The organism is Klebsiella sp. MISC125 (genome assembly GCF_051131775.1).
Taxonomy (GTDB): domain Bacteria; phylum Pseudomonadota; class Gammaproteobacteria; order Enterobacterales; family Enterobacteriaceae; genus Klebsiella.
Window position 1 is genome coordinate 1,842,385 of sequence record NZ_CP180448.1, and the last position, 16,854, is coordinate 1,859,238.

Sequence of the window (16,854 nt, forward strand, 5' to 3'; positions counted from 1 at the left end):
CAGATTATGCTTGCTGCTGAGACGACTGAATCGCGGTCAGAGCGATGGTGTAGACGATATCGTCTACCAGCGCGCCACGGGACAGGTCGTTCACCGGCTTACGCATACCTTGCAGCATTGGCCCGATGGAGATCAGGTCGGCAGAACGCTGTACGGCTTTATAAGTGGTGTTACCGGTGTTCAGGTCCGGGAAGATGAACACGGTAGCGCGACCGGCAACCGGAGAATTCGGCGCTTTGGATTTCGCAACGTCAGCCATTACCGCGGCGTCGTACTGCAGCGGGCCGTCGATCATCAGGTCAGGACGTTTTTCCTGCGCCAGACGAGTCGCTTCGCGTACTTTCTCTACATCGCTGCCTGCGCCAGAGGTGCCGGTGGAGTAGGAGAGCATCGCAACGCGCGGTTCGATACCGAAAGCAGTTGCAGAGTCTGCAGACTGAATGGCGATTTCAGCCAGCTGTTCTGCCGTTGGGTCCGGGTTAATCGCGCAGTCGCCGTAAACGTAAACCTGTTCCGGCAGCAGCATGAAGAACACGGAAGAAACCAGCGAGCTGCCCGGTGCAGTTTTGATCAACTGCAGCGGCGGACGGATGGTGTTCGCAGTGGTATGAACCGCACCGGAAACCAGACCGTCAACATCGTCTTGTTCCAGCATCAGGGTACCGAGAACCACGTTATCTTCCAGCTGTTCGCGGGCGACGGTTTCGGTCATACCTTTGTTTTTACGCAGTTCGACCAGACGAGCAACGTAGCTTTCGCGAACCACTTCTGGATCAACGATTTCAACACCTGCGCCCAGCTCAACGCCCTGCGATGCCGCAACGCGGATGATCTCATCCGGGTTACCCAGCAGCACGCAGGTGGCGATACCGCGTTCAGCACAGATCGCGGCAGCTTTAACGGTACGCGGTTCGTCACCTTCCGGCAGAACAACGCGTTTGCCGGCTTTACGCGCCAGCTCGGTGAGCTGATAGCGGAAGGCTGGCGGAGAGAGGCGACGGCTGCGCTCGGAAGTTGCGGTCAGGGATTCAATCCAGTCAGCGTTGATGTAGTTAGCAACGTATTCCTGAACTTTCTCGATGCGCGCGTGATCGTCAGCCGGGACTTCGAGGTTAAAGCTCTGCAGGCTGAGAGAGGTCTGCCAGGTGTTGGTGTTAACCATGAATACCGGCAGGCCGGTCGCAAATGCACGTTCGCACAGCTTGCTTACACGAGGGTCCATTTCATAGGCCCCGGTCAGCAGGATAGCGCCGATTTCTACGCCGTTCATCGCTGCCAGACAGGCTGCAACCAGCACGTCAGGACGGTCTGCAGAGGTCACCAGCAGAGAACCGGCACGGAAGTGTTCCAACATATGCGGGATGCTACGTGCACAGAAGGTTACAGACTTCACGCGGCGAGTATTGATGTCGCCTTCGTTAATGATGGTGGCGTTCAGGTGATGCGCCATATCAATCGCACGAGTGGCAATCAGATCGAAGCTCCACGGTACTGCGCCAAGAACCGGTAGCGGGCTACCGTTTTGCAGCAGAGCCGGGTCAATTTTCACGACTTTCGCTTTGGAAGAGTCATCGAAAATTTCGGACAGGTCCGGGCGGGTGCGACCCTGCTCATCAACCGGAGCGTTCAGCTTGTTGACGATAACGCCGGTAATGCTGGTGTTTTTCGCGCCGCCGAAGCTGCTGCGAGTCAGTTCCATGCGTTCTTTCAGCTGTTCCGGAGTATCGGTGCCCTGAGACATCACGAAGACGATTTCCGCGTTCAGCGTTTTAGCAATTTCGTAGTTCAGCGACTGGGCAAACTGATGCTTGCGGGTCGGCACCAGGCCTTCAACCAGCACGACTTCAGCATCCTGAGCATTAGCATGGTAGTTGGCGATGATCTCTTCCATCAGCACGTCTTTCTGGTTGCTGGAAAGCAGCGACTCAACGTGGCTCATTTTTAACGGTTCTGCGGCCGGAAGGTCGGAGTTCGCGCGAATGATGGTAGTGGTCTGGTCTGGTGCATCGCCACCAGCACGCGGCTGGGCGATAGGTTTAAAGACGCTCAGACGAACGCCTTTACGTTCCATAGCACGGATAACGCCGAGGCTGACGCTGGTCAGGCCTACGCTGGTTCCGGTAGGGATCAACATGATTGTACGGGACACGATATATCCTCTTTCGTTACCGCCAGTATCGGGCGGGATACAAAACTGCACCACCAGCTTCCCGTCATACTTCAAGTTGCATGTGCGTTGGCTTTCCTCGCTCACCCCAGTTACGTACTACTCGTACGCTCCTGGGGATTCGCTGCGTCGCCGCCTTCCTGTAACTCGAATTATTTAGGGTTATCGCTGGCGGTGTGGAATCAAGCGGTCAGACGGTTGGCGTCTTGCGCGATGACCAGCTCTTCGTTGGTCGGAATGACGACAGCCGGGCGGGTGCCTTCTTTGTTGATGAAGCCAGACTTGCCGAAGCGGGCAGCCAGGTTGCGTTCGTGATCAACTTCGAAGCCCAGAACGCCCAGTTTGCCCAGGGATAGTTCGCGAACCATAGCCGCGTTCTCACCGATACCACCGGTAAACACAACTGCGTCCAGACGACCGTCCATCAGCGCGGTATAGGAACCGATGTATTTTGCCAGGCGATGGCAGTAAACGTCCATTGCACGTTTAGCATCTGCTTTTTCTTTGTAGTTGTCTTCAACATAGCGGCAGTCGCTGGTCACTTCGGTCAGACCGAGCAGACCGGACTCTTTGGTCAGCATTTTGTTGATAGCGTCTACGCTCATGCCAAGGGCATCGTGCAGATGGAAAATGATTGCTGGATCGATGTCACCAGAACGGGTGCCCATGACCAGACCTTCCAGCGGGGTCAGACCCATAGAAGTATCAACGCATTTACCGTTGCGGATAGCAGAAACGGAACCACCATTGCCCAGGTGGCAGGTGATGATGTTCAGTTCTTCAACCGGTTTGTTCAGAACCTTAGCGGCTTCCTGAGTCACATAGAAGTGGCTGGTGCCGTGCGCGCCGTAGCGACGTACGCCGTGCTCTTTGTACAGGCTGTACGGCAGGGCATAAAGGTAAGACTCTTCCGGCATGGTCTGATGGAACGCGGTGTCAAACACGGCAACGTTCTTGTCTTTCAGATGCGGGAAGGATTTCAGTGCTTCTGCGATACCGATCAGGTGCGCTGGGTTGTGCAGTGGAGCGAAAGATGCGGAATCTTTGATACCCTGGATGACGGAGTCATCAATCACTACGGAGCTGGTGTATTTCTCGCCGCCGTGAACGATACGATGGCCAATAGAGGTTATCTGAGCGGACAGTTCTGGTTTTTGTGCCAGAATAGTGTTAACGATAAAGTTAAGTGCTTCACTGTGAGCAGCGCCCGCGCCTAATTCGGCTTCTTGCTTGCTGCCGTCCATTTTCCATTTGATACGGGCTTCCGGAAGATGGAAACATTCAGCTAAACCGGACAGGTATTCGTCACCGTTTAGGGCATCAAGGATAGCGAATTTCAGAGAGGAGCTACCGCAGTTCAGAACCAGTACTAACTTACTCGACATGGAAGTACCTTTTATGATACGTGGCTAAAAAAACGTCAGTGTGTCACAAAGCGTAGCGCAGGATGACATCGACATTTATGATTAACATCATGCCTTGAACGTTTTTGGGCATGATGGGAGAAGTACATTTGATTTTATGCCATTTTGCCTAATTTTCAGCTAATGGCAGAATATGCGATAATTTGACTAATCTGGTAAAAGGGTCTAACTGCCCTTCAGGTCGGCACAGAATACCTGATTGCGTAACCATTGCCAAAATCTTTTGAACGTTGTCATGCACAGTTGGTGTTTTGCACGAATTTTTTAAGTTTTATATGTAAAGTTGAGGTGAAGCCATGTCCAGTCCCGAGAATCGCCCCGTTAGCTTTTTTGGCTTGTTTCGCCATGGGCAGCACTACGCAAAGACCTGGCCTCTGGATAAACGTCTCGCTCCGGTATTTATCGAAAACCGCATTATTCGCGCCACCCGCTATGCGATTCGCATTATGCCGCCAGTCGCTATCTTCACACTGTGCTGGCAAATCGCCCTTGGTGGGCAATTAGGTCCAGCTGTTGCCACGGCGCTGTTTGCGCTAAGCCTGCCGATGCAAGGTTTATGGTGGCTGGGGAAACGTTCAGTCACGCCGCTGCCGCCATCGGTGCTGAATTGGTTTTATGAAGTTCGCGGTAAACTGCAGGAGGCGGGGCAGGCGCTGGCGCCGGTTGACGGCAAGCCCGATTACCAGGCTTTAGCTGACACGCTTAAGCGCGCCTTCAAACAACTGGATAAAACTTTCCTGGATGATTTGTAATTGCATCAGGAAAACGCATATAAAAGAAGGCGCATGATTCATGCGCCTTCTTTTTTCACGCCAAAAAGTGCTACAGGAGTCAAAAAATGGAAATGACCAATGCGCAGCGTCTGATTTTATCTAATCAGTACAAGATGATGACGATGCTCGACCCGGACAACGCTGAACGTTACCGTCGTCTACAGACCATCATTGAGCGTGGATATGGGTTGCAGATGCGCGAGCTGGACCGCGAATTTGGCCAGCTGACAGAGGAAACCTGCCGTACCGTCATTGATATCATGGAGATGTATCACGCATTGCATGTCTCCTGGACTAACCTGAAGGATTCCAGCGGAATCGACGAGCGTCGGGTAACTTTCCTTGGCTTTGACGTGGCGACCGAAGCCCGCTACCTCGGATATGTTCGCTTTATCGTTAACATTGAAGGGCGTTACAGCCATTTCGACGCCGGGACTCACGGCTTCAATTCGCAAACCCCGATGTGGGAAAAATACCAGCGTATGCTTAACGCCTGGCACTCTTGCCCGCGTCAGTATCATTTAAGCAGCAACGAAATTAATCAAATTATCAATGCCTGATGGAGGTTCCCGTGCAGTGTAAAGGTTTCCTGTTTGATCTTGACGGGACATTGGTCGATTCGTTACCGGTAGTGGAACGTTCGTGGTGCAAATGGGCGGATCGGTTCGGTATCCCGCACGATGAAGTCTTGAACTTCATTCATGGCAAGCAGGCGATAACCTCGTTGCGTCATTTTCTACCCGGCCGCAGCGAAGAAGAGATTCAGGCCGAGTTCACCCGGCTGGAAACGGTAGAGGCGACGGATACGGATGGCATAACGGCGCTGCCTGGGGCGATTGCGTTACTTAATACTCTCGACCAGGCCGGTATTCCCTGGGCGATCGTAACGTCGGGTTCGATACCTGTCGCCCATGCACGTCACCGTGCGGCGGGGTTGCCTGACACCAATGTTTTCGTCACCGCCGAGCGCGTGAAACACGGAAAGCCCGCTCCGGACGCTTATCTGCTGGGGGCTGAACTGTTGGGTCTGGAGCCGAAAGATTGCGCTGTCGTGGAGGATGCCCCTGCCGGGCTGCTCTCCGGACTGACTGCTGGCTGCCGGACTATCGCAGTAAATGTGCCTGCGGATGCGCCGCGGCTTGATGAAGCAGATTTTGTGTTAACGACGCTTGAAAACCTGAAGGTTGAGCGTCTGGCCGACGGCAATGTGAATGTTAGCCTTAAAGACTAATCTCATGATTTAGCCCCGCACTGGCGGGGCTTTTTTATGCCAAACTTCCAACTCCATCTTCTGACAAGGATAAGTTGTGAACGGTGAATTGATTTGGGTGTTATCTCTTCTTGCCGTAGCCGTAGTGCTCTTTGCCACCGGAAAAGTGCGCATGGACGCTATCGCACTGTTAGTTATTGTTGCTTTTGTCCTTAGCGATACGCTGACCCTCAGCGAAGCTTTCTCAGGTTTTAGCGATCCCAACGTCATTCTTATCGCCGCGCTATTTATTATTGGCGATGGTCTGGTGCGTACCGGGGTCGCTACCAAAATGGGGTCGTGGCTGGTGAAGGTTGCCGGTAACAGCGAAACCAAAATGCTGGTGTTTCTCATGCTTACCGTTGCCGGACTGGGCGCTTTTATGAGCTCAACGGGCGTGGTGGCTATTTTTATTCCAGTGGTGCTTAGCGTCTCAATGCGCATGAATACGTCGCCCTCGCGCCTGATGATGCCGCTCAGTTTCGCCGGACTGATCAGTGGGATGATGACCCTGGTCGCCACGCCTCCCAACCTGGTGGTCAACAGCGAGCTTTTACGTGAAGGGTTACAGGGATTTAGCTTTTTTAGCGTCACGCCAATAGGCCTGGTGGTACTGGTACTGGGTGTTTTCTATATGCTGGTGATGCGCTTCATGCTCAGAGGGGAAGAGAGCGAGCAAGCGCGTGATGGCCGTAAAAGAAGCACTTTCCGCGATTTAATCAAAGATTACCATTTGACGGGGAGAGCGCGCCGTCTGGCAATTCGTCCCGGATCGCCAATGATTGGCCAGCGCCTGGATGATCTGAAACTGCGCGAACGCTACGGTGCGAACGTTATCGGGGTTGAGCGCTGGAGACGTTTTCGGCGAGTTATCGTTAACGTAAATGGAGTATCGGAATTTCGCGCTCGCGATGTACTGCTGATCGATATGTCCGCCTCGGATGTGGATTTACGCCAGTTCTGCGGCGAGCAAATGCTCGAACCTATGATCCTGCGCGGCGAGTATTTTTCCGACCAGGCTCTGGACGTAGGGATGGCGGAGGTCTCGCTGATCCCCGATTCCGAGCTGATAGGCAAAACGGTGCGCGAAATCGCTTTCCGTACTCGTTTCGATCTAAACATCGTGGGGCTAAAGCGTGATGGTAAAGCCCTTGATGGCGCGGTGACCGATGAGTCTTTGCAACTTGGCGATATCATGCTGGTGGTTGGTAACTGGCGGCAAATTGCCCTGTTGGCTAAGCGGGGCCGCGACTTTGTGGTGCTGAATATGCCAATTGAAGTCAACGATGCCTCACCTGCGCACAGTCAGGCACCGCACGCCATTTTCTGCCTGGTGCTGATGGTGGCGCTGATGCTGACTGACGAAATTCCCAACCCGATAGCGGCGATTATCGCCTGCCTGCTGATGGGCAAATTCCGTTGTATTAACGCCGAGAGCGCATACAAAGCGATTCACTGGCCGAGTATTATTTTGATTGTCGGGATGATGCCTTTTGCCCTGGCATTGCAAAAAACCGGCGGTGTGGATCTGGTGGTTAAAGGGTTAATGGATGTGGCGGGAAGCAGAGGGCCCTATCTGATGTTGGGTTGTTTGTTTGTAATGTGCGCGACAATCGGGCTGTTTATTTCTAACACCGCCACCGCGGTGCTGATGGCGCCCATTGCGCTGGCGGCGGCGAAGTCGATGGGGGTATCGCCTTATCCCTTCGCGATGGTGGTGGCAATGGCGGCTTCAGCGGCGTTTATGACGCCTGTATCGTCGCCGGTGAATACGCTGGTGCTTGGGCCGGGTAAGTATTCATTCAGCGATTTCGTAAAGATTGGCGTACCGTTTACCGTGATGGTCATGGTGGTGTGCGTACTGCTGATCCCGGTGCTGTTTCCGTTCTGATTCCGCAGAGAAATCGCCCCGGTCATGCATCTGCTGACCGGGGATAAGCCTGTTTATAAAGGTGAGTCCTGGCTAATTTCATCCAGCGAAAGGTGGAAGCTCGGCACAAATACCTGCATAAAATAGTCCATCTCCTCGCTGCGGCGTGATTCCAGCGTTTTCTCAAGACGACCTTTGGCCAGCAGAAACTCATTGTTGCCCGCCGACAGTTCTTCCAGGCACTTAAGATAGGCGCAAAGCGCATCAGCCTGTTTAACGAGGGATTTCTCCTCATCGCTATAGTGGTGCTCGTCAATCAGCGGCTCAAAAATATCGCGTAATTCATCAGGAACCATCTCGATCAGCTTCTGCTGAGCTATTTTCTCGATGGCTTTGTATTCTTGCGCAATCTGCGAGTTGAAATACTTCACTGGAGTGGGAAGATCGCCGGTCAGGACTTCCGAAGCATCGTGGTACATCGCTAACAATGCAATCCGTTCGGCATTAACCTGGCCGCCAAATTTACGATTTTTAATGGCTGCCAGCGCATGGGCAACCATCGCCACCTGCAAACTGTGTTCGGAGACGTTTTCGGTGCGCACATTGCGCATCAGCGGCCAGCGATTGATCAGTTTCAGGCGGGAGAGGTGGGCAAAGAAATGACTCTGACTCATAGGAACCCTTAATCAGTAACAACGTCGGGGGTCATTGTGCGCAGGGATTGCCGCCGGATGCAAATTCCGGCGGCGGGTCTGACAAAATCAGAGCTGATGGTAACCGGAAAGGAAACGACCGAAGCGGGTGATTGCCAGTTCCAGATCGTCTTCACGTGGGAGGGTGACAATACGCACGTGATCCGGCCACGGCCAGTTGAATGCCGTACCCTGAACCAATAGCACTTTTTCCTGTAGCAGGAAATCCAGCACCATCTTCTGGTCATCGTGGATATTAAAGCGTTTGGCGTCGATTTTCGGGAACATATACAGCGCGCCTTTCGGCTTGGTGCAGGATACGCCAGGAATTTCGTTAATGAGCTCCCACGCGCGATTACGCTGTTCGTATAAACGCCCACCGGGAACGATAAATTCGCTGATGCTCTGGTATCCGCCAAGCGCCGTTTGAATCGCGTGCTGAGCCGGGACGTTGGCGCACAGGCGCATAGAGGCCAGCATCTCCAGGCCTTCAATATAGCCCTTCGCGTGCTTCTTCGGCCCGTTAAGCACCATCCAGCCCTGACGGAAGCCTGCAACGCGGTATGTTTTTGACAGGCCGTTAAAGGTGATGGTGAGCAGGTCCGGCGCCAGCGGCGCGATAGAGTGGTGCTGAGCGTGATCGTAGAGGATCTTGTCGTAGATCTCATCGGCGAAAATAATCAGATTATGCTGACGGGCGATCTCGACGATCTCCATCAGCAGCTCTTTTGAATACACTGCACCCGTTGGGTTATTCGGGTTGATAATCACAATGCCGCGGGTACGTGGAGTGATTTTAGCGCGGATATCATCGAGGTCCGGGAACCAGTCGGAAGACTCATCACAAAGGTAGTGCACCGCTTTTCCGCTGGAAAGAGACACTGCGGCGGTCCATAAAGGATAATCGGGCGCGGGTACCAGCATCTCATCGCCGCTATTAAGCAGCGCCTGCATGGCCTGCACGATAAGCTCAGAAACCCCGTTACCGATATAGATATCTTCGACCGTGACATCGCGCATGCCGCGGGCCTGGTAGTGCTGCATAATGGCTTTGCGGGCGGAATAAAGGCCCTTAGAGTCGCAGTAGCCCTGAGCTGTCGGGAGATTGCGGATGACGTCGACGAGAATTTCATCAGGTGCGTCAAAGCCAAACGGCGCCGGGTTGCCGATGTTCAGCTTCAGGACTTTATTGCCTTCTTCTTCAAGGCGTTTAGCCTCTTTCAGAACCGGGCCGCGGATATCGTAACAGACGTTATCTAACTTGCTGGATTTTTCGATGGGGGACATGAACCTTTGACCTTTTAGCTGTTATCGCCACTCCCTGCCGTGGAAGTCAGCACGGAATAATGTACTCCGCATCCCCGCTGTTTTGAAGGGTTAACAGGAGAAGATTTTGCCATTAATCTTTTTTTAGTGTAATCAATTTGTCTGTGGAATTGTCGGTCAGTATATACAATATACCTAATATGCTTAATGTCGTGGTTTTATGTTGTGCATGTATGATTTTTTATGAAGCTTTATCTGGTTTGTACTTAAGGAAGGCGACGGGCGCTGGTTTTTTGCGCATAAAACACGTTATCCATTTTTGATAAACTTTAACTCACAATACGCTGAAATTTGTAACAAACGTGGCAGTCATTTTTTAATGGAAAACATTTAATAAATTAATGAATCTTATTTTTTGAAAGGAATATTCTTAGATTTGTTCATTTAATTAAAGTGCTGAAAAATGTTTAAAATTATCTGAGATAATACTGAATAACACTTATAAATATTGCGGTTTTCGGTTAGAATATCGCCGTTAATAGTGATATGCCGCTATGTCAGGCAGCGTTTTTTATTAATACATTGTTATTGCAGGTTTTTTTGTTTGTCTTCCCGATTGCTGCAACAAACTTTACTTGCTTGTGGAGCGCGGTTAATGGTCGTTGATAGCTATTTTTTTGCGTTACATCACATAAAGCGGGAATGTCCTAATTAAAAGTGCTTAGGTCTACGAACAAAATATTACTCAAAAATTTCGCACATTTGCTGCGGACGAGTGCTTTCAAATGCAATAACGTTCTTCCAGTTGTTCATCCATTGCGGATAACACGAGGCTTAAGGAATAGCCGGAAGCTGGACACAGCATCAACAAGGCAAGAATCAGTCGCCTGTAAGTGAAGCAACTATGATAAATGAAAATCGCCCGATACTAAATTTAGACCTCGATTTACTGAGAACCTTTGTTGCCGTCGCCGATCTCAATACGTTTGCCGCTGCCGCCGTGGCGGTGTGTCGCACACAGTCGGCGGTAAGCCAGCAGATGCAACGACTGGAGCAGCTGGTTGGAAAAGAACTCTTTGCTCGCCACGGGCGCAATAAATTACTCACGGAACAGGGTATTCAGCTACTGGGGTATGCGCGGAAAATTCTGCGCTTCAATGACGAAGCCTGCATGTCGTTAATGTTCGGCAGCCTACAGGGAACGCTAACCATCGGTGCATCCGATGAGACGGCAGATACAATTTTACCGTTCTTATTGAATCGAATCGGAAGCTTTTATCCTAAATTGACGCTGGAAATTAAAGTTCTCAGCCATGTTGATGTAGTAGAGATGCTAAAGAATGGGGTGATTGATCTCGCGCTGACAACCCGTCAAACGGACAACTTCGAGACGTTGACGTTACGTCGCTCGCCGACGCTGTGGTACTGCGCAGCAGATTATGACCTTCCACAAGGCGAATCTATACCGCTTATCTTACTGGATGCGCCGGGTCCGTTCCGGGAGGATATCATTTCGGTACTCAATACGGCCCAGTTGCCCTGGCATCTGGCCCATGCGGCATCCTCACTGGCGGGCGTTAAGGCTGCGGTGAAGGCTGGGCTTGGTGTGACCGCACAACCCGTTGAAATGATGAACCCGGCGCTCCGGGTACCAGGCAGGAGCGATGGCTTACCTGTTTTGCCGGATACACACTATGTGTTGCTCTGCGATCCACAGAAGGCCAGTGAGTTAGCTCGCACCATTTTCCAGTCTCTAAGTGCGGATCGCGAACTGTTGTCGACAGAGCATGTTTATACCCCTGAAGGGGGAGATAATTCCCTGGTTTCCTGAAGGGCAAAAAGCTAACAAACGTCACAAAAACTGGTAACAAAATGTAAGTGTAAAAAAGAACCACAGAAAGCTGAAATGGGCACTGTGGTTCTTTTTTTTCAAATTTTATTGAAGAATTGAATATATTATTGATTTGTTTTTATTAAAATCAGTGAGTTAGTTTTGCGCTTCATCCCACTTCTGTACTTTTCTCGGCACTTTCAATACTTCCTGCTAATGTTAAAAAACCGGATGGTTTGTTGCTGTTTTTGGGGTTCAATTAACAAAAGCGTGTCACAGATCAAGAAAATACCCCTCCTTAGGGGGAGGAATCGTGGCTAAATCCTGTCAAAATAGCCGGGTAATTTTGATTTACGATGGAAACGGACACGATTCAACAGCATTAAATCCGAATGGTATGCAAGGTTATTCCGCATCAAAGGGCATTTAATGTTAATGAAAAAAATCCAATGTAAATTAATGTTGTTAAAACTTTTGTTGAAGTTGACAAAAGGTTAATGAAAGGAGTAAAAAGCCACCGCAACTGGCCTTCCGCATCAACCAGGGACGCTTTTTTGCACGGCTATTTTTTTTATTCCTCCCCGTGAAACGCTGTGGCGTTCATCTGCCAGTAAGAGCAGAGGGTTTTAGCGCTACACTTTTTTGGTAAAGCTTTGCGTATGTCAACATCCACTGAAGTCATCGCTCATCATTGGGCATTCGCTATATTTCTCATCATCGCTATCGGTCTGTGCTGCCTGATGCTTGTCGGCGGCTGGTACCTCGGCGGACGCGCACGCGCGCGTAGCAAGAACACGCCATTTGAATCCGGGATCGACTCCGTTGGTTCAGCTCGCTTACGCCTTTCTGCGAAGTTTTATCTGGTTGCCATGTTCTTCGTTATCTTCGACGTGGAAGCCCTGTATCTCTACGCATGGTCGACTTCTATCCGCGAAAGCGGCTGGGTCGGCTTTGTGGAAGCCGCAATTTTCATTTTAGTGTTACTGGCTGGTCTGGTTTACCTCGTTCGTATCGGCGCACTGGACTGGACGCCTGCGCGCTCCCGTCGCACGCTGGTTAACCCGGAAACAGACAGTCCCACTAACCGTCATACGCAGTAAAAGCGAGGCAATAAGATGGATTATACGCTCACCCGCATCGATCCTAACGGTGAGAACGACCGTTACCCCCTGCAAAAACAGGAGATCGTAACTGACCCCCTTGAGCAAGAAGTCAACAAAAGCGTGTATATGGGGAAACTCGAACACGCGTTGCATGACATGGTGAACTGGGGCCGTAAGAACTCAATCTGGCCTTATAACTTCGGCCTTTCTTGCTGCTATGTGGAAATGGTGACGTCCTTTACCGCGGTGCACGATGTTGCGCGTTTTGGCGCCGAAGTGCTGCGTGCTTCCCCGCGTCAGGCGGACCTGATGGTAGTGGCGGGCACCTGCTTCACCAAAATGGCCCCGGTTATTCAGCGTCTTTATGACCAGATGCTGGAGCCAAAGTGGGTTATCTCCATGGGTGCATGCGCTAACTCCGGCGGTATGTACGATATTTACTCTGTCGTACAGGGTGTGGATAAGTTCATTCCGGTTGATGTTTACATCCCGGGATGCCCGCCGCGTCCGGAAGCTTATATGCAGGCGCTGATGCTGCTGCAGGAATCCATTGGTAAAGAGCGCCGTCCTCTCTCGTGGGTGGTTGGCGATCAGGGCGTGTATCGCGCCAACATGCAGTCGGAACGCGAGCGTAAACGCGGCGAACGTATTGCAGTGACCAATCTGCGGACTCCGGACGAGATTTAACTTGCGCCTGCGGGCGGGAAAAAGACTTCGCAAATCAATCTACTAAAGCAGCGAAGCCTCGCCCGGCAGTCACCACGGACCTTTTGCAATGGTGAACAATATGACCGATTTAACTGCGCATGATGCCGCACCAGCCTGGCAAACCCGCGATCACCTTGATGACCCGGTGATCGGCGAACTGCGCAACCGTTTTGGGCCGGATGCCTTTACCGTTCAGCCAACCCGCACCGGCGTTCCGGTGGTTTGGGTGAAGCGCGAACAGCTGCTTGAGGTGGGTGATTTCCTGAAGAGATTACCAAAGCCTTACGTAATGCTGTTTGACCTGCACGGCATGGACGAACGTCTGCGCACGCACCGCGACGGTTTACCCGCCGCGGATTTTTCTGTTTTCTATCACCTGATTTCAGTCGATCGCAATCGCGACATCATGCTCAAGGTTGCGCTGTCGGAAAACGATCTGCACTTGCCGACCTTTACCAAACTGTACCCCAATGCCAACTGGTATGAGCGTGAAACCTGGGAGATGTTTGGCGTCACCTTCGATGGTCACCCGAATCTGCGTCGCATCATGATGCCGCCGACCTGGGAAGGCCATCCGCTGCGTAAGGATTATCCGGCCCGCGCCACCGAATTCGATCCGTTTGAGCTGACCAAAGCTAAGCAGGATCTGGAAATGGAAGCGTTGACCTTCAAACCGGAAGAGTGGGGCATGAAGCGCGGCACCGAAAACGAGGACTTCATGTTCCTCAACCTCGGCCCGAACCACCCGTCTGCCCACGGTGCATTCCGTATTATTCTGCAGTTGGATGGCGAAGAGATTGTCGACTGCGTGCCGGATATCGGTTACCACCATCGTGGTGCCGAGAAAATGGGCGAACGCCAGTCCTGGCACAGCTACATCCCGTACACCGACCGTATCGAATACCTCGGCGGCTGCGTTAACGAGATGCCGTACGTGCTGGCAGTAGAGAAACTGGCGGGGATAACCGTGCCGGATCGCGTCAACGTGATTCGCGTGATGCTCTCCGAGCTGTTCCGCATTAACAGCCACCTGCTCTATATCTCAACCTTTATCCAGGACGTCGGTGCGATGACGCCGGTGTTCTTCGCCTTTACCGACCGTCAGAAAATCTACGATCTGGTGGAAGCGATTACCGGCTTCCGTATGCACCCGGCCTGGTTCCGCATCGGCGGCGTCGCCCACGACCTGCCGCGCGGTTGGGATCGTCTGCTGCGTGAATTCCTTGAGTGGATGCCAAAGCGTCTGGACTCCTACGAGAAAGCCGCGCTGCGTAACACCATCCTGATTGGCCGTTCAAAAGGGGTGGCTGCTTATGGCGCGAAAGAGGCACTGGAGTGGGGTACCACCGGGGCTGGCCTGCGTGCCACCGGTATTGGTTTCGACGTTCGTAAATGGCGTCCCTATTCTGGTTATGAAAACTTCGACTTTGAAATCCCGACCGGCGGCGGTGTTTCCGACTGCTACACCCGCGTGATGCTAAAAGTGGAAGAGCTGCGCCAGAGCCTGCGCATTCTTCAGCAGTGCCTCGATAACATGCCGGAAGGCCCGTTCAAAGCGGATCACCCGCTGACCACGCCGCCGCCGAAAGAGCGCACGCTGCAGCATATCGAAACCCTGATTACGCACTTCCTGCAGGTTTCCTGGGGCCCGGTCATGCCGGCCAATGAATCCTTCCAGATGGTTGAAGCGACGAAGGGTATTAACAGTTACTACCTGACCAGCGACGGCAGCACCATGAGCTACCGCACCCGTATCCGCACGCCGAGCTATGCGCACCTGCAGCAGATCCCGGCGGCGATTCGCGGCAGCCTGGTATCAGACCTGATCGTCTATCTGGGTAGTATCGATTTTGTTATGTCAGACGTGGACCGCTAATTATGCACGAGAATCAACAACCACAAACCGAGGCTTTTGAGCTGAGTGCGGCAGAGCGTGAGGCGATTGAGCACGAAAAGCACCACTACGAAGACCCGCGTGCGGCGTCCATTGAAGCGCTGAAGATCGTTCAGAAGCAGCGCGGCTGGGTGCCGGACGGCGCAATCTACGCTATCGCCGATGTGCTGGGGATCCCGGCCAGCGACGTAGAAGGCGTGGCAACGTTCTACAGTCAGATTTTCCGCCAGCCAGTAGGCCGTCACGTGATTCGCTACTGCGACAGCGTAGTGTGCCATATCACTGGTTTCCAGGGCATTCAGTCGGCTATCGAGAAGAAGCTGGACATCAAACCGGGTCAAACCACTTTTGATGGTCGTTTCACTCTGCTGCCGACCTGTTGCCTGGGCAACTGCGACAAGGGGCCGACGATGATGATTGATGAGGACACTCACAGTTATCTGACGCCGGAAGCGATTCCTGACCTCCTGGAGCGGTATAAATGAAAACCATTATTCGTACTGCCGAAACCCATCCGTTAACCTGGCGTCTGCGTGACGACAAACAGCCGGTCTGGCTGGATGAATACCAGAGTAAAAACGGTTATGCCGGGGCGCGTAAAGCGCTCTGTGGGATGGCTCCGGACGAAATCGTTAATCAGGTAAAAGACGCTGGCCTGAAAGGGCGCGGCGGTGCAGGCTTTTCCACGGGTCTGAAGTGGAGTCTGATGCCGAAAGACGAATCCATGAACATCCGTTACCTGCTGTGTAATGCCGATGAAATGGAGCCGGGCACCTATAAAGACCGCCTGTTGATGGAACAACTGCCGCACCTGTTGGTGGAAGGCATGCTGATCTCCGCGTTTGCGCTGAAAGCGTATCGCGGCTACATCTTCCTGCGTGGCGAATATATTGAAGCGGCTCAGCATCTGCGCCGGGCGATTGCCGAAGCGAACGAAGCGGGTCTGCTGGGAAAAAACATTCTTGGTAGCGGTTTTGACTTCGAACTGATTGTTCACACCGGGGCAGGGCGCTACATCTGCGGCGAAGAAACCGCGTTGATTAACTCTCTCGAAGGCCGCCGCGCGAACCCACGCTCCAAGCCGCCGTTCCCGGCGAGCTCCGGCGTGTGGGGTAAACCAACCTGCGTTAACAACGTCGAAACCCTGTGCAACGTCCCGGCGATTCTGGCCAACGGCGTCGAGTGGTATCAGAACATCTCCACCAGTAAAGATGCGGGAACCAAACTGATGGGCTTCTCCGGTCGGGTGAAAAATCCGGGCGTCTGGGAGCTGCCGTTCGGCACCACTGCGCGCGAGATCCTTGAGGATTACGCGGGCGGTATGCGCGATGGCCTGAAGTTCAAAGCCTGGCAGCCGGGCGGCGCGGGAACTGATTTCCTGACAGAAGCGCATCTTGACCTGCCGATGGAGTTCGAAAGCATTGGTAAAGCGGGGAGTCGTCTCGGCACTTCGCTGGCGATGGCCGTTGACCACGAAATCAACATGGTATCGCTGGTGCGCAACCTGGAAGAGTTTTTCGCCCGTGAGTCCTGTGGCTGGTGTACACCTTGCCGCGACGGCCTGCCGTGGAGTGTGAAAATTCTGCGCGCCCTTGAGCGCGGCGAAGGCCAGCCGGGGGATATCGAGACACTTGAGCAACTGTGTCGATTCCTCGGGCCGGGTAAAACCTTCTGCGCCCACGCGCCAGGTGCGGTTGAACCGCTGCAGAGCGCGATTAAATATTTCCGCGAAGAATTCGAAGCTGGCATTAAGCAGCAGTTCAGCAATACCCATGCAATCAATGGGATTCAGCCGAACTTGCTAAAAGCGCGCTGGTAAACGTTTTACGCGAAAGCATTCAAGATGCGTCAAGGCGGCAACCGAGAGAACCCATGAG

14 protein-coding genes are annotated in these 16,854 nt (G+C 52.7%); 10 read left to right on the forward strand and 4 right to left on the reverse strand.

What is annotated here, in order from left to right; all coding sequences use genetic code 11:
* Window positions 1-4: 4 nt before the first annotated feature.
* Both pta and ackA read right to left on the reverse strand, forming a co-directional pair.
* Complete coding sequence (pta, locus tag ACMYSL_RS08830; protein ID WP_182240119.1) at window positions 5-2,149, reverse strand: phosphate acetyltransferase; 2,145 nt, start codon at window positions 2,147-2,149, stop codon at window positions 5-7.
* Window positions 2,150-2,349: 200 nt separating this feature from the next.
* On the reverse strand, window positions 2,350-3,552 hold the full coding sequence (gene ackA / locus ACMYSL_RS08835) for an acetate kinase (protein ID WP_110272271.1): 1,203 nt from the start codon (window positions 3,550-3,552) through the stop codon (window positions 2,350-2,352).
* A 335-nt stretch (window positions 3,553-3,887) separates the two neighbouring features.
* Between ackA and yfbV the strand changes: the two genes are divergently transcribed.
* The 4 genes from yfbV to ACMYSL_RS08855 all read left to right on the forward strand — a co-directional run bounded on the left by yfbV (window position 3,888) and on the right by ACMYSL_RS08855 (window position 7,504).
* The gene (gene yfbV, locus ACMYSL_RS08840) at window positions 3,888-4,343 is read left to right on the forward strand and encodes a terminus macrodomain insulation protein YfbV (protein WP_110272272.1); all 456 of its coding nucleotides are present in this window, start codon (window positions 3,888-3,890) and stop codon (window positions 4,341-4,343) included.
* An 86-nt stretch (window positions 4,344-4,429) separates the two neighbouring features.
* Window positions 4,430-4,924 (forward strand): YfbU family protein, encoded by a 495-nt coding sequence (locus ACMYSL_RS08845; protein WP_112212982.1) that lies wholly within the window; start codon window positions 4,430-4,432, stop codon window positions 4,922-4,924.
* Window positions 4,925-4,935: 11 nt separating this feature from the next.
* Window positions 4,936-5,595 (forward strand): sugar phosphatase, encoded by a 660-nt coding sequence (locus tag ACMYSL_RS08850; protein ID WP_434662237.1) that lies wholly within the window; start codon window positions 4,936-4,938, stop codon window positions 5,593-5,595.
* A gap of 76 nt (window positions 5,596-5,671) precedes the next feature.
* Window positions 5,672-7,504, forward strand: a complete 1,833-nt coding sequence (locus ACMYSL_RS08855) for an SLC13 family permease (RefSeq protein ID WP_304252460.1) — start codon at window positions 5,672-5,674, stop codon at window positions 7,502-7,504.
* A 53-nt stretch (window positions 7,505-7,557) separates the two neighbouring features.
* Here the strand turns inward: ACMYSL_RS08855 and yfbR are convergent, their stop codons facing one another.
* Both yfbR and alaA read right to left on the reverse strand, forming a co-directional pair.
* Window positions 7,558-8,157, reverse strand: a complete 600-nt coding sequence (gene yfbR, locus ACMYSL_RS08860) for a 5'-deoxynucleotidase (protein ID WP_434662239.1) — start codon at window positions 8,155-8,157, stop codon at window positions 7,558-7,560.
* A gap of 87 nt (window positions 8,158-8,244) precedes the next feature.
* Window positions 8,245-9,462 carry an alanine transaminase AlaA gene (alaA, locus tag ACMYSL_RS08865; RefSeq protein ID WP_110272277.1) on the reverse strand — a complete coding sequence of 406 codons (1,218 nt, stop codon included), beginning with the start codon at window positions 9,460-9,462 and terminating at the stop codon, window positions 8,245-8,247.
* A gap of 883 nt (window positions 9,463-10,345) precedes the next feature.
* On the opposite strand from alaA, the gene ACMYSL_RS08870 reads away from it, so the two are divergent.
* The 6 genes from ACMYSL_RS08870 (at window position 10,346) to nuoF (ending at window position 16,796) form a co-directional block, all read left to right on the forward strand.
* The gene (locus tag ACMYSL_RS08870) at window positions 10,346-11,272 is read left to right on the forward strand and encodes a LysR family transcriptional regulator (RefSeq protein WP_434662241.1); all 927 of its coding nucleotides are present in this window, start codon (window positions 10,346-10,348) and stop codon (window positions 11,270-11,272) included.
* Window positions 11,273-11,925: 653 nt separating this feature from the next.
* On the forward strand, window positions 11,926-12,372 hold the full coding sequence (gene nuoA / locus ACMYSL_RS08875) for an NADH-quinone oxidoreductase subunit NuoA (protein WP_004123140.1): 447 nt from the start codon (window positions 11,926-11,928) through the stop codon (window positions 12,370-12,372).
* Window positions 12,373-12,387: 15 nt separating this feature from the next.
* A complete protein-coding gene (gene nuoB / locus ACMYSL_RS08880) occupies window positions 12,388-13,062 on the forward strand; it encodes an NADH-quinone oxidoreductase subunit NuoB (RefSeq protein WP_002913178.1) in 675 nt (224 codons plus the stop codon).
* An 88-nt stretch (window positions 13,063-13,150) separates the two neighbouring features.
* Window positions 13,151-14,959, forward strand: coding sequence for an NADH-quinone oxidoreductase subunit C/D (gene nuoC, locus ACMYSL_RS08885; RefSeq protein ID WP_182240107.1), 1,809 nt, complete (start codon window positions 13,151-13,153; stop codon window positions 14,957-14,959).
* 2 nt (window positions 14,960-14,961) lie between these two features.
* Complete coding sequence (gene nuoE, locus ACMYSL_RS08890) at window positions 14,962-15,462, forward strand: NADH-quinone oxidoreductase subunit NuoE (RefSeq protein WP_004104075.1); 501 nt, start codon at window positions 14,962-14,964, stop codon at window positions 15,460-15,462.
* Window positions 15,459-16,796 carry an NADH-quinone oxidoreductase subunit NuoF gene (gene nuoF, locus ACMYSL_RS08895; protein WP_182240105.1) on the forward strand — a complete coding sequence of 446 codons (1,338 nt, stop codon included), beginning with the start codon at window positions 15,459-15,461 and terminating at the stop codon, window positions 16,794-16,796. The genes nuoE and nuoF overlap by 4 nt, the downstream gene beginning before the upstream one ends.
* Window positions 16,797-16,854 lie beyond the last annotated feature (58 nt).

Coding starts and splice junctions, on each gene's coding strand:
- ackA (WP_110272271.1), bottom strand. CDS start 3,552: ATGTCGAGTAAGTTAGTACTGGTTCTGAACTGCGGTAGCTCCTCTCTG.
- yfbV (WP_110272272.1), top strand. CDS start 3,888: ATGTCCAGTCCCGAGAATCGCCCCGTTAGCTTTTTTGGCTTGTTTCGC.
- ACMYSL_RS08845 (WP_112212982.1), top strand. CDS start 4,430: ATGGAAATGACCAATGCGCAGCGTCTGATTTTATCTAATCAGTACAAG.
- yfbR (WP_434662239.1), bottom strand. CDS start 8,157: ATGAGTCAGAGTCATTTCTTTGCCCACCTCTCCCGCCTGAAACTGATC.
- alaA (WP_110272277.1), bottom strand. CDS start 9,462: ATGTCCCCCATCGAAAAATCCAGCAAGTTAGATAACGTCTGTTACGAT.
- ACMYSL_RS08870 (WP_434662241.1), top strand. CDS start 10,346: ATGATAAATGAAAATCGCCCGATACTAAATTTAGACCTCGATTTACTG.
- nuoB (WP_002913178.1), top strand. CDS start 12,388: ATGGATTATACGCTCACCCGCATCGATCCTAACGGTGAGAACGACCGT.
- nuoC (WP_182240107.1), top strand. CDS start 13,151: ATGGTGAACAATATGACCGATTTAACTGCGCATGATGCCGCACCAGCC.
- nuoE (WP_004104075.1), top strand. CDS start 14,962: ATGCACGAGAATCAACAACCACAAACCGAGGCTTTTGAGCTGAGTGCG.
- nuoF (WP_182240105.1), top strand. CDS start 15,459: ATGAAAACCATTATTCGTACTGCCGAAACCCATCCGTTAACCTGGCGT.